The sequence below is a fragment of the Gluconobacter sp. GP1 genome, from assembly GCF_032913585.1.
Lineage (GTDB): Bacteria > Pseudomonadota > Alphaproteobacteria > Acetobacterales > Acetobacteraceae > Gluconobacter > Gluconobacter cerinus.
In genome coordinates this window covers 98,612-118,760 of the sequence record NZ_JASGXC010000002.1, presented here as the reverse complement: position 1 = coordinate 118,760, position 20,149 = coordinate 98,612, and the positions used below count along the sequence as shown (strand labels likewise).

Annotated in this window: 18 protein-coding genes and 1 tRNA gene; 10 read left to right on the top strand and 9 right to left on the bottom strand. The window is 57.3% G+C overall.

Features of this window, described 5'->3' with window-relative positions:
- Both R5H23_RS05070 and recA read left to right on the top strand, forming a co-directional pair.
- Positions 1-1,077, top strand: a complete 1,077-nt coding sequence (locus tag R5H23_RS05070; RefSeq protein WP_211506904.1) for a flagellar biosynthesis protein FlhB — start codon at positions 1-3, stop codon at positions 1,075-1,077.
- A gap of 197 nt (positions 1,078-1,274) precedes the next feature.
- Positions 1,275-2,312 carry a recombinase RecA gene (gene recA / locus R5H23_RS05065; protein ID WP_046900074.1) on the top strand — a complete coding sequence of 346 codons (1,038 nt, stop codon included), beginning with the start codon at positions 1,275-1,277 and terminating at the stop codon, positions 2,310-2,312.
- Positions 2,313-2,544: 232 nt separating this feature from the next.
- Here the strand turns inward: recA and R5H23_RS05060 are convergent, their stop codons facing one another.
- Together R5H23_RS05060 and R5H23_RS05055 are read right to left on the bottom strand one after the other, a co-directional pair.
- The gene (locus R5H23_RS05060; RefSeq protein WP_317214696.1) at positions 2,545-3,534 is read right to left on the bottom strand and encodes a ferritin-like domain-containing protein; all 990 of its coding nucleotides are present in this window, start codon (positions 3,532-3,534) and stop codon (positions 2,545-2,547) included.
- A 54-nt stretch (positions 3,535-3,588) separates the two neighbouring features.
- Complete coding sequence (locus R5H23_RS05055; RefSeq protein WP_046900896.1) at positions 3,589-4,230, bottom strand: ATP-dependent Clp protease proteolytic subunit; 642 nt, start codon at positions 4,228-4,230, stop codon at positions 3,589-3,591.
- A gap of 153 nt (positions 4,231-4,383) precedes the next feature.
- Between R5H23_RS05055 and R5H23_RS05050 the strand changes: the two genes are divergently transcribed.
- From R5H23_RS05050 to R5H23_RS05020, 7 genes are all read left to right on the top strand, one after another.
- Complete coding sequence (locus R5H23_RS05050; protein ID WP_317214695.1) at positions 4,384-5,406, top strand: hypothetical protein; 1,023 nt, start codon at positions 4,384-4,386, stop codon at positions 5,404-5,406.
- Between the two features lie 98 nt (positions 5,407-5,504).
- Entirely contained in the window at positions 5,505-6,731 is a 1,227-nt protein-coding gene (locus tag R5H23_RS05045) for an LL-diaminopimelate aminotransferase (protein ID WP_046900077.1), read from the top strand.
- Positions 6,728-8,017, top strand: coding sequence for a homoserine dehydrogenase (locus R5H23_RS05040; RefSeq protein ID WP_317214694.1), 1,290 nt, complete (start codon positions 6,728-6,730; stop codon positions 8,015-8,017). The genes R5H23_RS05045 and R5H23_RS05040 overlap by 4 nt, the downstream gene beginning before the upstream one ends.
- On the top strand, positions 8,014-9,015 hold the full coding sequence (gene glpX / locus R5H23_RS05035) for a class II fructose-bisphosphatase (protein ID WP_317214693.1): 1,002 nt from the start codon (positions 8,014-8,016) through the stop codon (positions 9,013-9,015). The genes R5H23_RS05040 and glpX overlap by 4 nt, the downstream gene beginning before the upstream one ends.
- 10 nt (positions 9,016-9,025) lie before the next feature.
- Positions 9,026-10,825 (top strand): single-stranded-DNA-specific exonuclease RecJ, encoded by a 1,800-nt coding sequence (gene recJ, locus R5H23_RS05030; protein WP_317214692.1) that lies wholly within the window; start codon positions 9,026-9,028, stop codon positions 10,823-10,825.
- 41 nt (positions 10,826-10,866) lie between these two features.
- A tRNA-Glu gene (locus R5H23_RS05025) sits at positions 10,867-10,942 on the top strand.
- A gap of 327 nt (positions 10,943-11,269) precedes the next feature.
- Positions 11,270-13,174, top strand: coding sequence for a hypothetical protein (locus R5H23_RS05020; RefSeq protein WP_317215073.1), 1,905 nt, complete (start codon positions 11,270-11,272; stop codon positions 13,172-13,174).
- Positions 13,175-13,226: 52 nt separating this feature from the next.
- Here the strand turns inward: R5H23_RS05020 and R5H23_RS05015 are convergent, their stop codons facing one another.
- From R5H23_RS05015 to exbB, 4 genes are all read right to left on the bottom strand, one after another.
- Positions 13,227-13,967 (bottom strand): siderophore-interacting protein, encoded by a 741-nt coding sequence (locus R5H23_RS05015; protein ID WP_317214690.1) that lies wholly within the window; start codon positions 13,965-13,967, stop codon positions 13,227-13,229.
- Positions 13,968-14,161: 194 nt separating this feature from the next.
- Positions 14,162-14,998 (bottom strand): TonB family protein, encoded by an 837-nt coding sequence (locus R5H23_RS05010; protein WP_317214689.1) that lies wholly within the window; start codon positions 14,996-14,998, stop codon positions 14,162-14,164.
- Positions 14,995-15,429 carry a TonB system transport protein ExbD gene (exbD, locus tag R5H23_RS05005; RefSeq protein WP_317214688.1) on the bottom strand — a complete coding sequence of 145 codons (435 nt, stop codon included), beginning with the start codon at positions 15,427-15,429 and terminating at the stop codon, positions 14,995-14,997. Before exbD ends, R5H23_RS05010 begins: the two co-directional genes overlap by 4 nt.
- Before the next feature lie 8 nt (positions 15,430-15,437).
- Positions 15,438-16,151 carry a tonB-system energizer ExbB gene (gene exbB, locus R5H23_RS05000; RefSeq protein ID WP_046900085.1) on the bottom strand — a complete coding sequence of 238 codons (714 nt, stop codon included), beginning with the start codon at positions 16,149-16,151 and terminating at the stop codon, positions 15,438-15,440.
- A gap of 232 nt (positions 16,152-16,383) precedes the next feature.
- On the opposite strand from exbB, the gene R5H23_RS04995 reads away from it, so the two are divergent.
- Entirely contained in the window at positions 16,384-17,067 is a 684-nt protein-coding gene (locus tag R5H23_RS04995) for a Fe2+-dependent dioxygenase (RefSeq protein WP_317214687.1), read from the top strand.
- 42 nt (positions 17,068-17,109) lie between these two features.
- Here R5H23_RS04995 and R5H23_RS04990 read toward each other — a convergent pair whose 3' ends face one another.
- From R5H23_RS04990 to R5H23_RS04980, 3 genes are read right to left on the bottom strand one after another with little or no spacing between them, the layout of a single operon-like run.
- Complete coding sequence (locus tag R5H23_RS04990; RefSeq protein ID WP_317214685.1) at positions 17,110-17,667, bottom strand: hypothetical protein; 558 nt, start codon at positions 17,665-17,667, stop codon at positions 17,110-17,112.
- Positions 17,668-17,715: 48 nt separating this feature from the next.
- On the bottom strand, positions 17,716-18,321 hold the full coding sequence (locus R5H23_RS04985; RefSeq protein ID WP_317214683.1) for a class I SAM-dependent methyltransferase: 606 nt from the start codon (positions 18,319-18,321) through the stop codon (positions 17,716-17,718).
- A complete protein-coding gene (locus R5H23_RS04980) occupies positions 18,314-20,125 on the bottom strand; it encodes a tannase/feruloyl esterase family alpha/beta hydrolase (protein WP_317214682.1) in 1,812 nt (603 codons plus the stop codon). Before R5H23_RS04980 ends, R5H23_RS04985 begins: the two co-directional genes overlap by 8 nt.
- Positions 20,126-20,149: the final 24 nt, after the last annotated feature.

Genomic DNA, 20,149 nt, shown 5'->3' with positions numbered 1-20,149 from the left:
GTGGCAGACGCAGAAGACAGAACAGAAGCCCCTTCGCAACAAAGGCTCCAGAAAGCCCGAGACGACGGACAAATCGTTCTTTCTCGAGAAGCCATGAGCTTTACTGTCCTGCTCGGTGGCCTCCTGGGTATTTTCGCGCTTCTTCCGTTTTTGGTGCCCAACTTTGTGCACAGCATGAAAAGTCTCATGGACAATGCCGGCACCATTTCGATGGTACAGGGCGGCCTTCTTTCCACAACACAACACACCATCACCGCAGGGCTTGCACTCGCCCTTCCCGTAGCAGGACTCATCACGGCACTCACGCTAGGTGTGGGCTTCCTGCAAACCGGCTTTCTGATTCATCCCGGATCATTACTCCCAAAGATGTCCCGTGTTTCTCCTATGGGAGGTCTTAAGAGGATTTTGGGCGGCGGAACCTTGCCGGATACATGCAAAGCGCTCGTCAAACTGCTTATCTTCGTCGCGGTACTCTGGCACCTGGCGAAAGGCATTATCCCTGACGCCCGGAGTATGACAGGCCTCAACGCAAGCGCCATTCTGACGACTGTTATTCGTCTGGGGCTCAGTGGCGCCACAGGCATGATTTTGGCTCAACTTGTGATTGCTGGAGGCGACATCTTCTGGATGCGCTTTCGGCACGCAGCCAAACTCAAAATGAGCCGGGAAGAGCTCAAGGAAGAATACCGAAATACTGAAGGCGATCCGCACGTTAAAGGAAAACTGAAAGCCATGCGCGCCAAGGTGGCCAGGCAGCGCATGATGGACGCCGTAAAAACCGCCACGGTCATTGTGACTAATCCAACGCACTATGCCGTCGCACTTGTTTATGAAAAGGGCGCATCAAGTGCCCCTAAGATCGTTGCCAAAGGTGTTGACGACGTAGCCGCGCGCATTCGAGAGCTAGCACAAGACCACCGCGTACCCATCGTAGCGAATCCTCCTTTGGCCCGCGCTCTTTATCCCTTGCCTCTCGAAAGTGAAATTCCGGCAGAGCATTTCAAGGTCGTGGCCGCAGTCATTGCTTATGTGTGGAAACTCAGAAGGCCAGCCGGCAACCATTCTCCGATCAGATAAAAAGAATCTTCTTTTTTCTAATGCTACCCCCTTGGCGAAGCCTCTTGTTCTCATGATATGATGACCAGAACATTTGTGAACACGACACCTCAGAACACGATGAAATTCTCTCCGGTGAGAGGTGCCCTCCTATGCGGAGGGCCTGGCAAGGTCTATCGTGTTCCTGCCCACCAGCCATGAACGATTACGAGGATTGAATGGACAAGACCAAGGCGCTTGAAGGCGCTCTCAGCCAGATCGAGCGTGCGTTCGGCAAAGGGTCGATCATGCGGATGGGCCAGCGCCCGAAAGAGCAGGCTGACGTCATTTCAACCGGTTCCCTGGGGCTTGATATCGCTCTCGGAATTGGCGGCATGCCCCGCGGCCGCGTTGTCGAAATTTATGGGCCGGAAAGCTCCGGCAAAACCACGCTGGCACTGCATGTTCTGGCTGAAGCACAGAAAAAGGGCGGTACGGTCGCCTTTATCGATGCGGAACATGCGCTTGACCCTGGATATGCCAAGAAGCTCGGCGTTAATGTCGATGACCTTCTGCTGAGCCAACCGGATGCCGGTGAGCAGGCGCTGGAAATCGTCGATACGCTGGTTCGTTCCGGCGCCATTGATGTTCTGGTGGTGGACTCAGTGGCCGCGCTGGTCCCCCGGGCAGAACTCGAAGGCGATATGGGTGACAGCCACGTCGGCCTTCATGCCCGCCTCATGAGCCAGGCCCTGCGCAAGCTGACCGGAACCGTCTCACGATCGAACACACTGGTCATCTTCCTGAACCAGATCCGCATGAAAATCGGTGTGATGTTCGGCAACCCAGAGACCACAACAGGCGGTAACGCGCTGAAGTTCTACGCTTCCGTTCGTCTTGATATCCGGCGCATCGGCTCCATCAAGGACAAGGATGAAGTCGTTGGAAACCAGACGCGCGTCAAAGTGGTCAAGAACAAGATGGCCCCGCCGTTCCGTCAGGTTGAGTTCGACATCATGTACGGTGAAGGCATCAGTAAGGTCGGTGAACTTCTTGATCTTGGCGTGAAAGCGAACATCGTCGAGAAATCCGGCGCATGGTTCTCTTTCGATAGCCAACGCATTGGTCAGGGACGTGAAAACGCCAAGCAGTTCCTGCGAGACCATCCTGAAATGGCGCAGGAAATCGAGCGTCGCGTACGTTCTGAAGCCGGTGTCGTGGCAGAAGCCATGATGACAGGCCCAGAGAGTGATGACGACGCATCAACTGAAGACTGACTTCAGCAAAAAGAGGCTCCGACAAGGGGCCTCTTTTTTTGTCTGTTGGAAGACAGCAAAGCCAATATCAGATTGAAGAAACGCTTTCTTGCCCTGTCTTCCGCCCAAAGCATTACAAGGCATAGACCTGATAGCTACGGGCCCTCCGGCAGATTAAAGACCTGAAACAGGGCATAAAAAAAGGATCAGGCGAGCCTGATCCTTTTGGTCTTTAGAAGTTCTAAAAATTATTTCAGGCAACAGACTTCGCGGGGCATAGCTTGCTGCGCAGACATGCCCATGTCTTCACTCCCTTGATAATCGCTCTCGCAATGGCCGGAGTGGTTGTCGGCCGAAGCAACCGCGGATCATAGCCCGCAAAGCGGCGGTCATTCTCATCAAGGCAGAGCTGCATCAGGTCAGGAACATTGACATCCATATTCGTCATGTCCTTGGCCCCGGTGACCGTGAAATTATTGTCCTGCGTGTGCTCTTCACCGCTCTCGTCGATGCTGCGCGCCAAGCCCATGCGCTCATACGCCAGGAAGATCCAGACTCCGATAACACGCGCTTCAAACCATGGGCGCTTCCAGAACGGCATTGTGGCCCGATGCCAGGCCAGCCAGTTCGCAAACAGCAGAATGTGACGGCATTCTTCCTGCATCACAGGCTCAAATGTCTCGATCAGTTCCGGCGGGAAAAGCCCTGCGCGCTCAGCCAAGGCAAACAGGCCAAAGGCAAAGAAACTGTCCACACATTCAGAGAAGCCCGTCACCAGGTAGGCCCATTCCGTGTCTTTCGGCTCCACATAGGGAGGCTCAGGCGCCATCGGAATTTTGTAGGCTTCAACCAGCTTGGTCAGAACTTCCTTATGGCGATTTTCTTCCCAGGCATTGCGGGACAGAGCGTCCTTCATGTCCGGGTCATCAATCATCGCCGCATAGGCGGCCATACGGAGGCGTGCCTTGCCTTCGGTCTGAACAGCAATATCCCAGATTGGCAGGGACGTGATGCGATGCAGCGTTTCCGGATCAAGTTCCGGCCAGTCAATGACCGAAGGCTTGTATGGATTGAACGTGTCGCGAAACATCTGCGCGACAGCCTTCTTGTGCTCTTCCGTTCCCGGCTTGAGAGGCCCCTTGATTGGGCTGCTCCAATGGCGCGCTTCATAATCGACGCGCTCAAGCGTCTTCTCCGACGGTGCGTCGGGAAGGTGGGAATAGATTTCGGCCAGGCTTTTCATGATAGTCTTCGCGGCGTGCCCTGCGGCACGCCGTGCCCCTTGGAGCTTGTAGTTTTACTTCAGGTCGGTCGCGGAGTGGATGATACGGTGAACAAGCCCGTAGTCGATCGCTTCCTTCGCGGACATCCAGTAGTTGCGGTCCGTATCCTTGGCGACCTTCTCGTAGGTCTGTCCCGTTTCCTTGGCGAAAATCCGGTTCAGACGCTCACGCATCTTGATGATCTCACGGGCTTCAATGTCGATATCCGTTGCCGGACCGCGCACACCGCCCATCGGCTGATGAAGCAGAAACCGCGTATTCGGCAGGCAAACGCGACGCTCCGGGCGGCCCGCTGCATAGATCAACGCACCTGCGGAGGCGACCCAGCCAGTACCAATCATATTGATGGGCGCAATCGAATCCACAAAGCGGATCATGTCATGGATGGTGTCACCACTCTCCACATGTCCACCCGGGGAATTCACATAGACGTCGATCGGCTTGTCGGACGAACCGGCCAGCGCCAGCAGGCGCCCCGTCACATCACGGGCGATCTTGTCGTTGATCCCACCAAAGATCAGAACCTTGCGCTGGTCGAACAGGCGGCTTTCGAGTTCGCTGATCGGGCTGTTCAGCGTCTTGTTGTCGTCTTCCGGGGCCTCAGGGGCATCGGGCTCGTCGTCCAGACGGGTAAGGGTCATTCTGGTGATGTCCATGTCGTTTCCAGATCCATCGTGCGTCTTCATCCCCCTATCCTGCTCTTCGTTTGCCTTCATGCCAAGTCCGGGAAAGACGAAGTCTCGCCATCCCGATCACGAACGGCTAGTCTCCGCCCTGTTCAGAGATTTGGCGAAGGCAGGAACGGCACAGTGGGTTCAGGGAACATGACGCATCCCGGGAAAGCGGTAACGCGCAGAAATGCGGGAAAGATCCCGTTCATGCTGCTGCTGGCCACTCCCCTCTTTGCCGGCTGCCAGCATCAGGACCCTGTCGATACGACCGCCGGGTGGTGGCATAGCTTCGAAGGCGGAGAAATTGCCAAGCTGCGTCCGCCTCCGCCAGGCCAGAACGAGCCCTACCCGCATGTAGGGCGCACCCCCACGAAACTCCCGGAAATGCCGTCCCCGGAAGCCCGCATTAACCTCACGATGCAGCTTGAGGCTCAGCGCAATCTTGCCCAGCGTGAAACCGCAGCACGCGGCACGTTGCCGGTAGCGCCACCACCACCTCCCCGGACAGCCGCTTCCGCCGTTAATCCAACGGGCACGGACTCAGACGAACAAAACAGCCTGACCATGGCCTCTGCCGGGCAGCCAGCTCAGGATGCTGCCGCAACAGATACAGCGACAAGCGCGCCCGTAATGCCCGCCAAGGCGCCCGCACCGGCGAAAACTGTAAAGTCTGACCAGCAGAAGCAGCCAGAAGCAGAGCTTCCTCCCGTCATCGCCAAATCGATCCCGCCAACACCTCCGGGAGAATATCCGCAGATTGGCGCATTACCGCCACCGCCACCCCAGTTCCCTGGCTTTGATATTCCAATGGACGCCAATCTGAGCGGCCCGCTTCGCCCGGATATTGATAGCTCCACGCCCGAAGGAACGCTGATCCGCTTTCAGCCTTCCACAGATCATGTGGTGGGCGACCCGTCTGGAGATTACCAGCGCCTGCTATCCCATCGCGGCAAGCAGAAGGTGACGATTCTGGGCTTTGGGGCAGCCATGAGTGCGGATGCGGGGCTCTCCGCCGCAGATCAGGCGAGAGAAATCTCTCTGGGCCTCCTGCGCGCCCGGACCGTAGCTGATGCTCTTGTCAAAAGAGGTGTTCCGGCATCTGACATCAGCATTCATGCGGAAGCCATTGGGGACGGTGTCCGCGTACGGATTGGGGGCTGACCCCTTCCCTGCGCCATGCCCCCGTAAAGGACTGTTCCTCTTACGGAAAAACCTGTCTATCGTGCCTCCTCCCTTAATCTTCTCACCCTGAGCTGGTCATGACCGAAGAGTTCCACCGCATCCGCCGCCTGCCGCCCTACGTGTTCGCTGAAGTGAACAAGGCCAAGGCTGCCGCGCGAGCGGCCGGTGAGGACATTATTGATCTTGGCATGGGCAATCCGGACAGTGCTCCGCCGGCTCATGTCGTGCAGAAACTGGTCGAAACCGTGGGTGATCCGCGCGCGCATGGCTATTCCGTGAGCCGCGGCATTCCCGGTCTGCGCCGCGCCATGGCGAACTATTATGAACGCCGCTTCAACGTCTCAGTTGATCCGGAAACGGAAGTCATCGCGACGCTGGGATCCAAGGAAGGTCTGGCCAATCTGGCCGCCGCCATCACCAGCCCCGGTGACACGATCCTTGTGCCGAACCCGTCCTACCCTATCCATCAGTTCGGGTTCATCATCGCAGGCGCGTCCGTCCGCTCCATTCCGGCCACACCGGATGAGGACATGCTGCGCGCACTGGACCGCGCCGTGCGTCACTCCGTTCCGAAGCCGACCGCGCTGATTGTCAACTTCCCGTCCAACCCAACGGCCTTTGTCGCCAATCTCGATTTCTACAAGGAAATCGTGGCCTTCGCGCGCCGGGAAAACATCTGGATACTGTCGGACCTCGCCTATAGCGAGATCTATTTCAACGCAGATGAGCCACCACCATCCCTGCTGGCCGTGCCAGGCGCAAAGGACGTGGCCGTGGAGTTCACCTCCATGTCCAAGACGTATTCCATGGCGGGCTGGCGCATGGGCTTTGCCGTTGGCAACCCAAAGCTGATTCAGGCCCTTACGCGTATCAAGTCCTATCTGGACTACGGTGCTTTCACGCCGATTCAGGTGGCCTCGGTTGCGGCTCTAAATGGCCCACAGGATTACGTATCGGACATCCGCGCCATGTATAAAGATCGCCGGGATGTTCTGCTGCGTGGCCTGAGCGCTGCGGGCTGGGACGTTCCTGCCCCCGCCGGATCCATGTTCGCATGGGCCCCTATTCCCCCCGCTTTCGCCGACATGGGAAGCGTGGAATTTTCCAAGCTCCTGTTGAAAGAAGCTGGCGTGGCCGTCGCACCCGGCCTGGGCTTTGGCGAATATGGCGAAGGGTTCGTCCGGATCGGACTTGTCGAAAATACTCAGCGGCTGCGTCAGGCGACGCGGGCCATCAAGAGCTTCATGAGCCGGCACGGTGCCGGCGCATCGACCGCTGACCTTCTTGGAGCTGCATCATCGTGAAACCACTGCGGATCGGACTGGCCGGACTTGGGACTGTCGGTGTCGGCGTCATTCGTCTCCTGCGGGAGAACGCTGAAACGATTACCGCCCGCGCTGGCCGCCCGATCGAAGTTGTGGCGGTGACAGCGCGCAGCAAGAACAAGGATCGCGGCGTCGATCTGTCTACCACCCGCTGGCATGACGACGCCGTATCCGTTGCTCAGGACCCGGAGATCGACGTTGTTGTTGAACTGATCGGCGGATCTGAAGGCGCGGCGCGTGACATGGTGGAAACGGCACTCACGCGTGGTTTGCCTGTTGTGACCGCCAACAAGGCTCTCGTCGCCCTGCATGGTTCCGCACTGACACGCCTTTCAGCCGAAAATAATGCGCCTCTCCTGTTCGAAGCCGCTGTTGCTGGAGGCATTCCCGCCATCAAACTTGTGCGTGAAGGTCTGGCTGCAGATCGTCTCCATAGCGTGGGTGGCATCCTGAACGGCACCTGCAACTATATCCTCACGGAAATGCGCACGACTGGCCGGGATTTCGGAGATGTTCTGACCGAAGCTCAGGCCAAAGGCTATGCAGAGGCTGAGCCTTCCACGGATGTGGACGGATGGGACACGGCTCACAAGCTGGCCATCCTCGCCGGCATCGCGTTTCAGCCCATCGCATTTGACACTCTTCCTGTCCACGGTATCCGAGATGTGACAGCGGCGGATCTGACGTTCGCCAACGAACTGGGATACCGTATCAAACTGCTCGGCATGGCTCGTGCCAGCAAAGACAGCGGGATCGAGGCGTGGGTTCGCCCATGTCTGGTCCCCGCCAAGGCAGCCATCGCCGCCGTGGAAGGGGTATTCAATGCCGTCACCACACAAGGCCCGTTCAGTGGTCCTATCACCATTTCCGGCCGGGGAGCGGGCGAAGGCCCGACAGCCAGCGCCGTGGTGGCAGACCTGATCGATCTGGCCCGTGGTGCAGACCTTCCGGTCTGGGGCGTCAGGAACACACCAGCCCCCGTTGCCTGCACCAGCCTCGGGGAACTGAAGAGCGCCTTCTATATTCGTCTGGATGTGGAAGATCGCTCGGGTGTCATGGCTGATCTGACATCGGTTCTCCGGGACCATGATGTTTCCGTGCACTTTGTCTCGCAACATGATGCTGCAGCGGGACGTGCATATCTGGCCCTGGTGACTCATCAGGCCCCAGAAAAGGCTATTTCTGCAGCTATCACAGCACTTTCCGCGCTCCCTGTTGTTAAGGGAGCTCCCCTGGTGCTCAAGATCGAGGATTCTCTCCAGTGATCGATCCTACAAATGTTCTTCCCTACCGCGTAACTGACCGCAACCTGGCGCTGGAGCTTGTCCGCGTCACGGAAGCGGCCGCTATTGCCTCTGACCGCTGGACAGGCCGCGGCCTGAAGAACGACGCCGATGGTGCGGCTGTTCAGGCCATGCGCGCCGCCTTTGATACGGTCGCCATTGATGGCGTCGTCACCATTGGCGAAGGCGAGATGGACGAAGCACCGATGCTTTACATCGGTGAGAAGGTCGGCTCCGGCGGCCCAGCCATGGACATCGCGGTCGATCCGCTTGAGGGCACGAACCTGTGCGCCAAGAGCCTGCCGAATGCCATTACGGTGGTCGCCCTCGCCGAGCGCGGCAAGTTCCTGCACGCCCCGGACATCTACATGGAAAAGATTGTCGTCGGCCCGGACCTGCCGGAAGATGTCGTCAATCTGGACTCTTCCATCGAAGAAAACCTGCGCAACCTTGCGAAGGCCAAAAACCGCGACGTGTCAGACCTCGTGCTCTGTACGCTGGACCGTGAACGCCACGAAGAACTGATTGCCCGTGCCCGTCAGGCTGGTGCCCGCGTTCAGCTTCTCAGCGATGGTGACGTTGCTGCGGCTATCGCAACCTGCATCGATGGCGGCGGCGTAGATCTTTACGCAGGTTCCGGCGGTGCTCCCGAGGGTGTTCTGGCAGCAGCCGCAATCCGCTGCATGAATGGTCAGATGCAGGGCCGCCTCCTGTTTGAAGACGATGCACAGCGTGAACGCGCCCGCGAAATGGCTGACGGAAAAGACCCAACGCGCCTTCTTGGTCTGCACGACATGGCCGCCGGTCACGTTTTGTTTAGCGCTACAGGCGTCACCACCGGCTCTCTGCTGAAGGGTGTGGAACGGATCAGCCCAACCCGCGCCAAGACGCATTCGATCGTTATGCGTTCAAAATCTGGCACAGTTCGCTATATTGAGAGCCATCACGACTTCAGCCTGAAGACAAATCGACCATCCTGAATGGAGTAGCATGTTAGAAGACGATACGGGCCTGGTACTCGGCGTATCCCGCAGCGCAGGCAACCGTCGGTGGATCTGGCGCGATCCACGTCTGGCAGAGGCGGATAACCGCCTTGCCCTTGGAATGGCTCAAAGAGCAGCCATTCCGGAACTTCTGGCCCGTATCCTGACTGCCCGTGGTGTCACAGCCACGGAAGCAGCCTCCTTTCTGGACCCGCGTCTGCGGGATCTCATGCCTGACCCTTCCTGCCTGCAGGATATGGACAAAGCTGCTGACAGACTTGCTCAAGCCGTCCGCACCCATGAACATATCGGCCTCTTTGGCGACTACGATGTGGATGGCGCCTGCGGCACAGCGCTCATCTGTGACACCCTCCGGGAATTTGGCTGTACCGTCAGCACACACATCCCAGACCGCATGACCGAGGGCTACGGCCCCAACACACCAGCACTCGAAAAACTGGTTTCCGAAGGTGCAACCCTGCTCGTCTGCATCGATTGCGGCACTGCTGCGATCGACATTCTGAACGGCTTTCACGGCCAAACGGACGTCATTGTCCTTGATCATCACAAGCCGGATGGCTCGATCCTGCCCAATGGCATTGTCGTTAACCCGAACCGCCTCGACTGCACCTCTGGTCTTGGCGCAATCTGCGCAACGGCCGTCGCTTTCCTGACCATGGTCGCCACCGTACGTCTTCTTCGGCGAGACGGCTGGTTTACGGATGGACGCGTTGCCCCTGACCTTCTTAAGCGTCTGGATCTCGCGGCTCTTGCCACGATCTGTGACGTCATGCCTCTTACCGGGCTGAACCGTGCACTCGTCATGCAGGGTTTGCGCGTCATGGCGCGCGGAGAGCGCCTGGGATTAGCCACACTGTCTTCTGTGGCAGGCGTGAAGGAAGAAGCCAGTGCGATGGCTTGTGGCTTCGCTCTGGGGCCACGCATTAACGCAGGAGGCCGTATTGCCAAGGCCAATCTTGGTTTGCGACTTCTGCTCTCCGAAGACGTCGTGGAAGCTCGTGCTCTTGCGGATGAGCTGGATAATGTGAACCGGCAACGTCAGAGCGTCGAAGCTGGCATTCTTGCTCAGGCTATGGAGCAGGCTGAACAGCAGATCGAAGCCAATCATGCGGTGATCTTTCTGCATGGTGAAACCTGGCACCCAGGTGTTGTGGGCATTGTTGCGGGGAGACTGAAGGAGCGATTCAATCGTCCGGCTTTGGTGGGCGCTCTCGCGGACGGAATTATCAAAGGATCTGCCCGCTCTGTTCCTGGACTGGATATCGGTGCTGCAATCATCGCGGCCAGACAGTCCGGGCTTCTTCTGACCGGTGGTGGCCATGCCATGGCTGCCGGCTTCTCGCTGGAAGCCGGCAATGCTGCCACATTCCATGAACTACTGGACAACACGCTTTCCGAAGCACGTGCTCTTCCGGTTCAGGACGCATTACGGATCGATGGCCTCACCACACTCAGAGGAGCCTCGCTTGAAGTCGCTGCTCAGCTTGCGCGGTTGGCTCCTTTCGGACCCGGCAATGAAGAGCCCGTTCTGGCAATCAGCAATGTGCGATGCGTCAAGACTGATCGCATTGGCAAGGACGGAAATACCCTGCGCGTGATGTTCCAGGGGGAAGACGGCGGGACACGCCTGAAGGCACTTGTCTTCCGTGCGGGAGACAAACCATTTGTCCCGTTGCTGGAAGATCGGACGATGCCGCTGTTGCATCTGGCAGGGCATTTGAGGGTGGAAACCTGGCAGGAACGACAAAATCTAACTTTTTTCATTTCTGACGTTTCAAGTGCTTGACGGCACAAATGAACCCCCTTATACACCCGCTCACGCCTCCAGTCCCGTTCGTCTAGAGGCCTAGGACACTGCCCTTTCACGGCGGCAACACGGGTTCGAATCCCGTACGGGACACCAAGCTTTTCAAAAGCTTACAGGCACATTTCTCAAAATGAAATGACGCAGATATCCAGCTTTGATCGTACTCTGTACGGTCTCAGAGCTGGAATTTTCTGTTTGTGCCCAGCGTTTTGAACGAAGCTGAATGTTCAGACATTGCAATCTTATACATCTCTCCAAATTTTGCTCTGGCTCTGGATTTTCCATGAGTCTGAAACCTTTTTTAACTCTTGAGATCACGATTCCGTGTCATAGATCAGACATCTTTTGACATGGAGAACGTAGTTGTCCCGTTTCCCTCTGCGCCTGGCCTGCAGCACTGTTTTTTCTATCCGCGGGCTCCTGATGATGAGCACAGCGTTTGGCCTGCTCGCAGTACATTCACAGGCGCACGCAGATGACGATGTGATGTCTCGCATGGAAAAGGAGATGCACCGCCTTCAGGAAGCGCAGGCACATGTTCAGCAGGAACAGGAAGAGATCAATCACGATCTTGTCATGCTGCGCTCAGAGATGGCCAAGCATCATCACACGGCTCAGCCAGCAGACAAGACAACGACGAACACGACAATGGTCGCTCGCGGCACGCCTTCGAGGTCTGCCATTCATGGAGTTGCGTCTCACGCGCCACAACTCCATTCGTCCCCGCACCCAACAGAACTTGCTTCAGAAGCAACATTCGCATCCAACGCCAACTCGCCTGAAGGACACGCTTCCCGCGCTCTCCCCTCATCAGACTCAAGAGACCGTGTTGCACGAGATCGTCGCGACCACGGAGTGACTGAATCTGGCACCGGATCTGAACTGGCCGTGGTCGGGAAGCGGACAGAAGATGTCATGGTGCGCTTCGCTGAAAATGGTGTCGGCCCACATCCGCGTGAAACAATCGGCGCGCAGGCTGCAGGCGCTGTGGGCGACCATGGCGTGTTTCACCTTGGGCCTGTCACGCTCATGCTCGGTGGCTTTGTGGACATGGCAGCCGTTCTTGAGAACCGCCATGTCGCATCTGGCACATTCAATTACTGGCAGGACATGCCGTATCCGAATGAACCGCGATATCACACCAATAATTTCGAAGGGAGCGCCCGCTATAGCCGCCTCTCCCTCCTGGCACGCGGCAACATTAATTCCGAAGCGACCATTTCAGGCTTCTTTGAATCCGATTTCGGTGCTGGTGCAGTTACGACGGATCCATATGAAAGCAACAGCTATGCGTTCCGGATGCGTCAGGCCTATCTGGCCTATGATGATAACAAAGCTGGCTGGCATTTCCTCGGCGGCCAGGCCTGGAGCCTTTTGACGCCCGGCCGTATTGGTATCGTGGCCCGTCAGGAGAGCCTTCCAGAAACCATTGAAGCCTCCATGCTGGCGGGTCAGACATGGGCTCGCCAATGGCAGGTGCGCGTCGTGAAGGATTTCATGGACCATCGCCTCTGGGCAGGTTTCTCCATCGAAAACCCGGCAACCCTGTATGACACCACAGGCTTCACGAACACCAACGGCACGGTGTCCCTTCCAAACGGCAACACAGCCACGATTGGTGAAAATGGCGTTGGCCTAACAAATGACACGGCGAATTTCTCAAACGAAATCGCACCAGACCTTATTGGCAAACTGGCTTACGATCCCAGTTGGGGCCATTACGAAGTCGAAGGGATTCTGCATTTCCCGCATGATCGCGTGACCATCAATCATACAGGCCACAACAACACCGCCATTGCGGGTGGCGCAGGGGGATCGCTGATCCTGCCAATCATTTCAGGCAAGCTGGAATTCCGCGCAGCCGGTCTCGCGGGATGGGGCATCAACCGCTACGGTTCCGTGCTGCTTCCGGATGCCACACTGAATGCCCAGGGCGACCCGGTGCCCCTCTTCGGTCTTCAGGCACAGGCAGGCCTGATTGCACATCCCAACCCGCATATTGATGTGTATGGATATTTTGGCACACAGCGCGTGGGACATGCTTATTTCAACAGTGAAGGGTCGTCTTACGGCTACGGCAACCCGCTGTACTCAAATGCTGGCTGCCTGCAGGAGCTTTCGTCCCTCACCTGCTCCGCCAATACACGCGGCGTTTCAGAGGCGACGATCGGTGCCTGGTGGAGGTTCTTCAAAGGCCGCTTTGGCACTGTTGAAGGTGGCACCCAGCTTGCTTATGCACGGCGGGACATCTGGAAAGGCATTGGCGGCGATCCGCATACCAGTATGAGCCAGATCTTCTTCGACTTCCGCTATCTGCCCTTCCAGTAACGCACTCTCGCACAAAAAGCCGCATGTTCAACACACGCGGCTTTTTCCATTTTCAGCCCTTCGTCCAGTACCCGGACGCCTTGATCCACTGCGGCGAAATTCCACGCTCGTTTTCCAGAACACTTCGGATAGAGCGTGCAACGGATGCTTCAGCCGCAACCCAGATGAATGTCTGCGGCGCGATCTGAATGGTTTGCAAGGCGCGTAAGAACGGCTCGGCCTGATGCGCCTGTTCGCTTGGACGATGAACCCAGACAGGTGTGTAGGACGCCTTCGTTTTGAAGGACTGTTCCTCTGAGGCATCTGTCACCGCAGCCAGTGTGGTGACAGGCGTTCCGGCATCCAGTTCCTCGACGCGCCTGCCAATAGCGGGAAGTGCGGTTTCATCCCCAATCAGAAGCCAGTTGCGAATATCTCCCGTAATGACGCGCGATCCTTTGGGGCCACCAATGGCCAGATGATCGCCAGGCTTGGCGCGCCGGGCCCAGTCCGCCGCCGGTCCGCCATCATGGTCCACAAAATCCAGAACCAGCGTCCCAGCAGCGCGGTCAAACACGCGCGGCGTGTAATCCCGACGGGCCATTTCACCATCACCCTGCGGAACAAATATCTTGATGTGATCATCCGGTGACAGGCTGGGAAAATCCCGAAGGCTCTCATCCTGAAGCGTGATGCGGATCATGTGTGGCGTCACACGCCCGACGTCCACAACAGTCAGGTCACGGCGTTTCAGCTCGTGCATGACGCGACGAATTTCCGGGGGAGCAATGGTTGTGGTGTCAGTAACGGTCATCTTCTCATCCTTGAATTAACCCTGAGCAACGGGTCTGAGGACTGCATGACGACAGACGCACAGGCCCGGCACAGCGCAGGGGCTGTTCGGTTCTGTGCGTTGATTGACGTTAACGCTTACGGAAACTGGAGACGTCCAGCCTCGATGTCATCTCCAGCCACGATCTGACTGGAGCATTCCTTCAGCTTTTCCCTTTACTGGTCCTCGACGGAAAATTCGATAGGAACAGTGAGAGAAACTGTCGTCCCTGCAATCTCTTCCGGCGGCGGCGGGAACGGTTCTGCACGCCGGACAACCGCCAGTGTTTCTTCGTCCAGCAATGCAAAACCACCACTTTTCCGGATTTTTGCAGACAAAACATGCCCACGCCGATCCATGACGAAAAACAGCACAGGAGTTCCTTCCTGATGCTGCGCCAGAGCTTCTGCGGGGTAACGCTTGAAACGTTCCAAACGCGCCAGAATATCGCCCTGCCAGGTCACGGGCGCGTTGCTGGAGTGACTCGCGTGAGAGGCAGACGCCGCGCTGCTGCTCTGAGATGGCGTACTGTCTGCAGCTGGCGGCGCTGTCATCTTGTCGGCAACAGGAGCCTGCATCGGGACCGGTTTCACGGGCTGAGGCGGGCTCTTTACTGTCTTCTTGTGAACCTTGACCTTCTCCACCTTTGGAACAGGCACGGGCGGATGTGGCGCCGGAGACGGCGGGGCATCCACCTGTTGAGGCGTATCCGGCTGCGGTTCCGGCGGCGTGACCATCTGCTGTGGGCCCGGATCAACATCCTGAGGAGGAGCCGGCGCAGGTGTCGGCATGGGGGACATGTCAATCGCGATAGCAGGCGGGGGGGCAGCACTTGGGGCCGCAACCTGTGGCGGCGCATGTGTCACGGCCCACCAGAGTGCGATGCCTGTCAGAACAGTCATCGCAGCACCAGACAAACCCCAGACACGGACACTCCGCTGGTCTTCGGTCTGCTGATACGACTGATACCAGTCCCGGAAGGTCGTGGGGAGAGACGCGTGTGAAGAACTCACGGTCCTTCCCCAGCCTCCTGCCCCTGAAGCGTGACAAGCGCGACCTTGAGGAAACCAGCCTTCCGAAGCTGCCCCATCACATCCATCAGTGTTCCATAATCGACGGTCTTGTCCGCCCGCAGAAAAATGCGCTCTTCCTTGTTGCCCTTACTGGCTTTGCCGAGTGCATCAACGAGCTGATCCGAACTGACGGCATCTTCGCCCAGAGCCAGCGTATGGTCAGCCTTGACGGTCAGGAACACCGGTTCATCCGGGCGGGGAGCAGGCGTTTCAGTAGAAGATGGCAGATCAACAGGGACGTTGACCGTCGTCAGAGGTGCAGCAACCATGAAGATCACGAGCAGAACGAGCATGACGTCGATAAACGGCGTCACGTTGATTTCATGCGCTTCCAGCACCGACTCATCGGCATGACGAATATGAATAGCCATGCCTGCGATTACTCCGCAGCAGCCATGAAGCGGACGACATTGCCGCTTGCTGCAAGCGCTGCGCGGGCCAGATCACGGGAGACCAGACGCATCACAAGTGACGTCAGATCCGCGACGCAGGCGCGACAGGCCGCCGTCTGACGGGCCAGATGATTGTAGATCACAACAGCAGGAATGGCCGCGACCAGACCAAGCGCCGTGGCCAGCAGGGCCTCTGCGATACCAGGAGCAACAACGGCAAGGCTGGTCGCATGAGCAGCGGCAATGCCCGTGAAGGAGGACATGATGCCCCACACCGTTCCGAACAGGCCAATGAAGGGAGACGTCGCACCAATTGTGGCGAGCACGCCAGTCCCTCTCATCAGACGGCGGCCTTCAGCAGCTTCCAGACGCTCAAGATGCAGAACTATCCGCTCCTTGATGCCGTCACGATCGGCAGGAATATCTTCCGAGCGGCGGCGCTCCGCTTCTGCGGCCAGCACCATGGCGTGAGCGATACCCGCACCGTCGCGCGTCCATTCTTCTCCCAGATGCAGTGTGTCTGCGTCTTCCAGAGCCGTTTCTGATTTTTTGAGCTGCGCCCGCAAACGGATCAGCTCAACAGTTTTGGCAATGAAGATCGTCCATGTGACGACGGATGCCGCCGCCAGAAGCGTCATGACGCAGCGGACAACCGGCCCGGCGCCAAGAAACATCTGCCAGGGGGAGAAGGTAAGAGACATTACTGTGCCTGTCGGGGCGACACGCTGCGCCCTCCTGTCTCGGGGTTGAAACACGATGTCCTTGCAACAAACCGACAGTCGCCGCGCACAATCCGGGCAACACGCGCCACATGGATTGCACTAGTCTGCAAAGAGCTTTAAAGAACGATAATGAGAGTCATTCTTAATTACAAGCAAGATTCTCTGCCGCTTTGAAAAAAGCCCCAAGACCCGTCTTAGAAAGACCACACCCATGCTGATCCACATTCCGAATGTCCTGTCTCCTGAAGAGGTACGCTATTGCCGTGACCACCTTGAGACGGCGCAGTGGACAGATGGGCGTGTTACAGCGGGAGAACAGTCTGCAAAGGCAAAGTTAAACCTTCAGATTCCACAGGATTCAGAGGTGTGCCGTGAGCTTGGAGAAATTGTTCTGAGAGCTTTAGGGCGCAATCCAACTTTTAATAGCGCGGCCCTGCCCCTGCGAGTTTATCCACCACTTTTCAACCGATACGATACCGGAATGCATTTCAACGCACATGTTGATAATGCCATCCGCCCTATTCCAGGCGCTGGTTTCCGCATCCGGACGGACGTTTCCTCCACACTATTTCTGTCTTCCCCAGAAGATTACGACGGTGGAGAACTCGTCATTCAGGACACGTACGGCAATCAGAACGTCAAACTCCCTGCGGGCGACATGGTGGTCTATCCGTCTACCAGCCTGCACAGCGTTAACCGCATTACGCGTGGGAGCCGATGGGCATCGTTCTTCTGGTCGCAATCCATGATCCGCGACGATACAAAGCGCGCTCTTATGTACGATTTTGATCGCTCCATCATCGAGACCCGCAAGGCGCTTCCCGATGATCACCCAGCGGTTCTGGGTCTGACCTCAACCTACCACAACCTTCTGCGGCAATGGGCTGAGCTTTAAGCTGGATTGCCCCGTTTCCTGGACGGGACAATCGGTCTCGCATCAATGCTCGTCGTGCTGATCGTGTTCTGATGGGCCATGCTGATGTCCATGGCCGCCACTCTGAAACGCCATGGCCAGAACGTCATTCGTATTCTTGCCATTCGCCTCAGCAATCTGCGCAATCGACTGGTCTTCAGATGTCACCGTCAGGCCATGCGCAGAGAGCTTATGGGCCAGCATTCCCCCATCCATATGCGCGAGCGGAGCGACCTGAGACAGGGGCGCCTGCGTCACCAACGGTACCAGCATGAAGGCAACCTGCTTGTTGCCAGCATGGCCTGAGGACGATTGCGGCAGGAAGAAATAGGCTGTTGAAGCCAGTGCCACCAGAAGCGGAACATAAAGTGTTCCGCGCCGGGTATAATTGACGAGTGACGTCCAGTTCTTGATCAGATGCAGCGCAAACGGCACGAGCAGGACCATGCTCAGCCATTCATGCATCGGATGGAAAGCGCCGGGGCCCCAGTGGAAGAAAAGTGCCACCCCGGTAATGGCCGAGATCAGGAAAAATCCTGTCGTCAGTGGGGTTCCGTAACGGTTCATGAAAGTTCTGAACATTGAGCTTTCCAGAAAAGGACGCAAACGCCCTGTTAGAGAATGAAAAATTCAGCCGGGCAGAAAACGGCTGACTTCCAGCCCGGTCCCGACGGAGAGCGGAACACTCAAAATACCCGGCTGTGAGCGAACGAATTCCTGGTAGCGCCGAGCGTCTTCACCGCCCGGAATAACCATATTATCCGCGACCAGAACGGCGCCTGGCCGCAGATGCGGCATCAGGGCTTCAAGGCAAGGCACATAGAGATCCTTCCAGAGATCTAGGAGGACGAAATCAATGCTATCCTTCAGCTCTGAAATCATCTCAACCGCATCCCCGATACGATACTCAATGTGTTCTTCCACACCGGCACGCGCAGCCATATCTCTGGCGAAAGCAACCTTCTCCCGTTCCAGCTCCATGGTGATGACACGACCACCCGTCCGACGTGCCGCTTCCGCAAGCCACAGGGTGGAATAGCCAAAGGACGTGCCCAGTTCGAGGATCGTCGGAGCCTTGAGGTTGCGCGCCAGAATGTTGATCAGTTGCCCGGTCTGCGGGCCTACAGCCATGAAACGGTCGGACGCAGGGCGGGAAATCCCGTCTGCATGCTCCTCCCGTTCTTTCAGGATCCGCTCATAATAAAGATCCAGAACGGCATTCAGTTTGTCATCCATGAGTATGCTCCAGTACGGCCAGCTTCCCGTCGCGCACCGTGTAATCCTTCTGATTATCCGGCCCGATCAGGGAGTTGGAGTAACTGTCAAACGTCATTGGCAGGGCGACAGATGTCTTCACAGGATGGTAATTCGCAGCGGAATTCACATCGCCATGCCCCGTATAGCGGGCGGTAAACGGGTAAGGATAAACCGGTCGACTGGCGATGGCTGCACCGTTGGGACTGGCATAAGGCTGACTGGGCATGACCGCTGCATGGATCTGACCGCCCCCGACTTTCCCGGCGCTTCCTGCTTTTCCCATGGACATATCGGACTGTGCGATTTTTTCCGTCAGGATCGCGTTTGGTGTAGTTCCGGTTTCCGTCCACGCCATCAGCGGCGATAGGAAGTCCACCTGCGGGAAGCCGTCACCATTTCCGCAATGGCCGACACCCGGCAGCAGATAGAAACGCAGGAAACGGTCCGTCAGGGTACGTCCCATTTCCTTCTGTACGCCTTGGTAATAGGCAATCGTATTGACGGGGGAAATCGACTGATCGGCCAGTCCATGCCAGAGGATCAGATGGCCGCCCCGGCGTTGAAACGGATGAAGGTTCGTATTCTCGGCATTATAGAGCGGTGCCAATTCGTTCATGACGTCGAACGTCGCATGATCGAACTGGAACTGCGTCAAATCCGTGGCCTTTTCGTTCACCTCTGGTGAAATGACATAGGCAATGGCAGACGCGGCAATTCCATTGCTCATACTCTCGCCCGTTGGGGACGAAGGCAGCGCCCACTGCGTTTCAGAACCGGGGAATGGCCCGTGCAGAATATAGGACCGGCCGGACGCATCAGTTGCCCCGCTATAGATCCGAAGTGCTGCCTGTGTTTCCTCCGCTGTCAGGCAATGGGACGTGTTGGCCTGACCGGCCGGACACCGCACCCAAGCAGGATCGAAATGACAGGCTCTCGGCTCTTCCAGAATACCGTCCGCAGTTCCCGACAATGTGGAGCAGTGCTTAACAACCGCGTCATGCAGGACTGAAACGCGATCCTGTAGCAGGATGCTCGTGCCATCAGCGCGCTGGTTCCCGCGGACATTCCACGCATGATAGAATGAGTTCTGCACGGTGAAGAGTGCGGCTGGAGCGCCTGCGGAAATGCCGTCAAAATCATCTGGGAAACGCTGCGCCTCCATAAGCGCTTCGCGTCCACCATCCGAACAACCTACAAAATAGGAATATTTCGGAGCCTGCCCGTAAAACGCTTTCGTTAGTGCTTTGGCTGCGACCGTCGTCAGATGATTGGCGCGATATGCAAAATCAATTCGCTTCTGCGGGTCTTTGCCGAAGAAGCCCTGTTGTAATCCCATCATGGGACCAGTGTGACCCAGATCATCACCGGCCATGACAAATTCACCATTCAAAGCAGGAGCGCAGGCACCAGCATTGCTGACACCAACGCGCGTCATGCCACACAGGCCACCGCAACCGCCCAGCAGAAACCGCTGCGTCCAGTGTTCCATGGGTAGGTCAACTTCAAAGGAAATGCTTGGCGCGATCTGCCCGGTAACCTTGCAGAATTTGCCTTTTGGCGTTTCCAGAACGACCGCAACCTGATGATCAACAGACGCACCGACAAACGGTGCCAGATCCGTTTTCCCAAGCATTTCACACGATATGACAGGAGCGACCGAAGGCAGGCCTGCAATGGACGCGGCCTTCGCAGACTGCACGATCCCCAGAGCCAGCATGATCGGAAATATCGCGGCCAGCAGGCTCCATACCGGACGTCGACAGTATTGGAAAACAGACCTCAAGACGCACGTCTCCATGAACAAGGT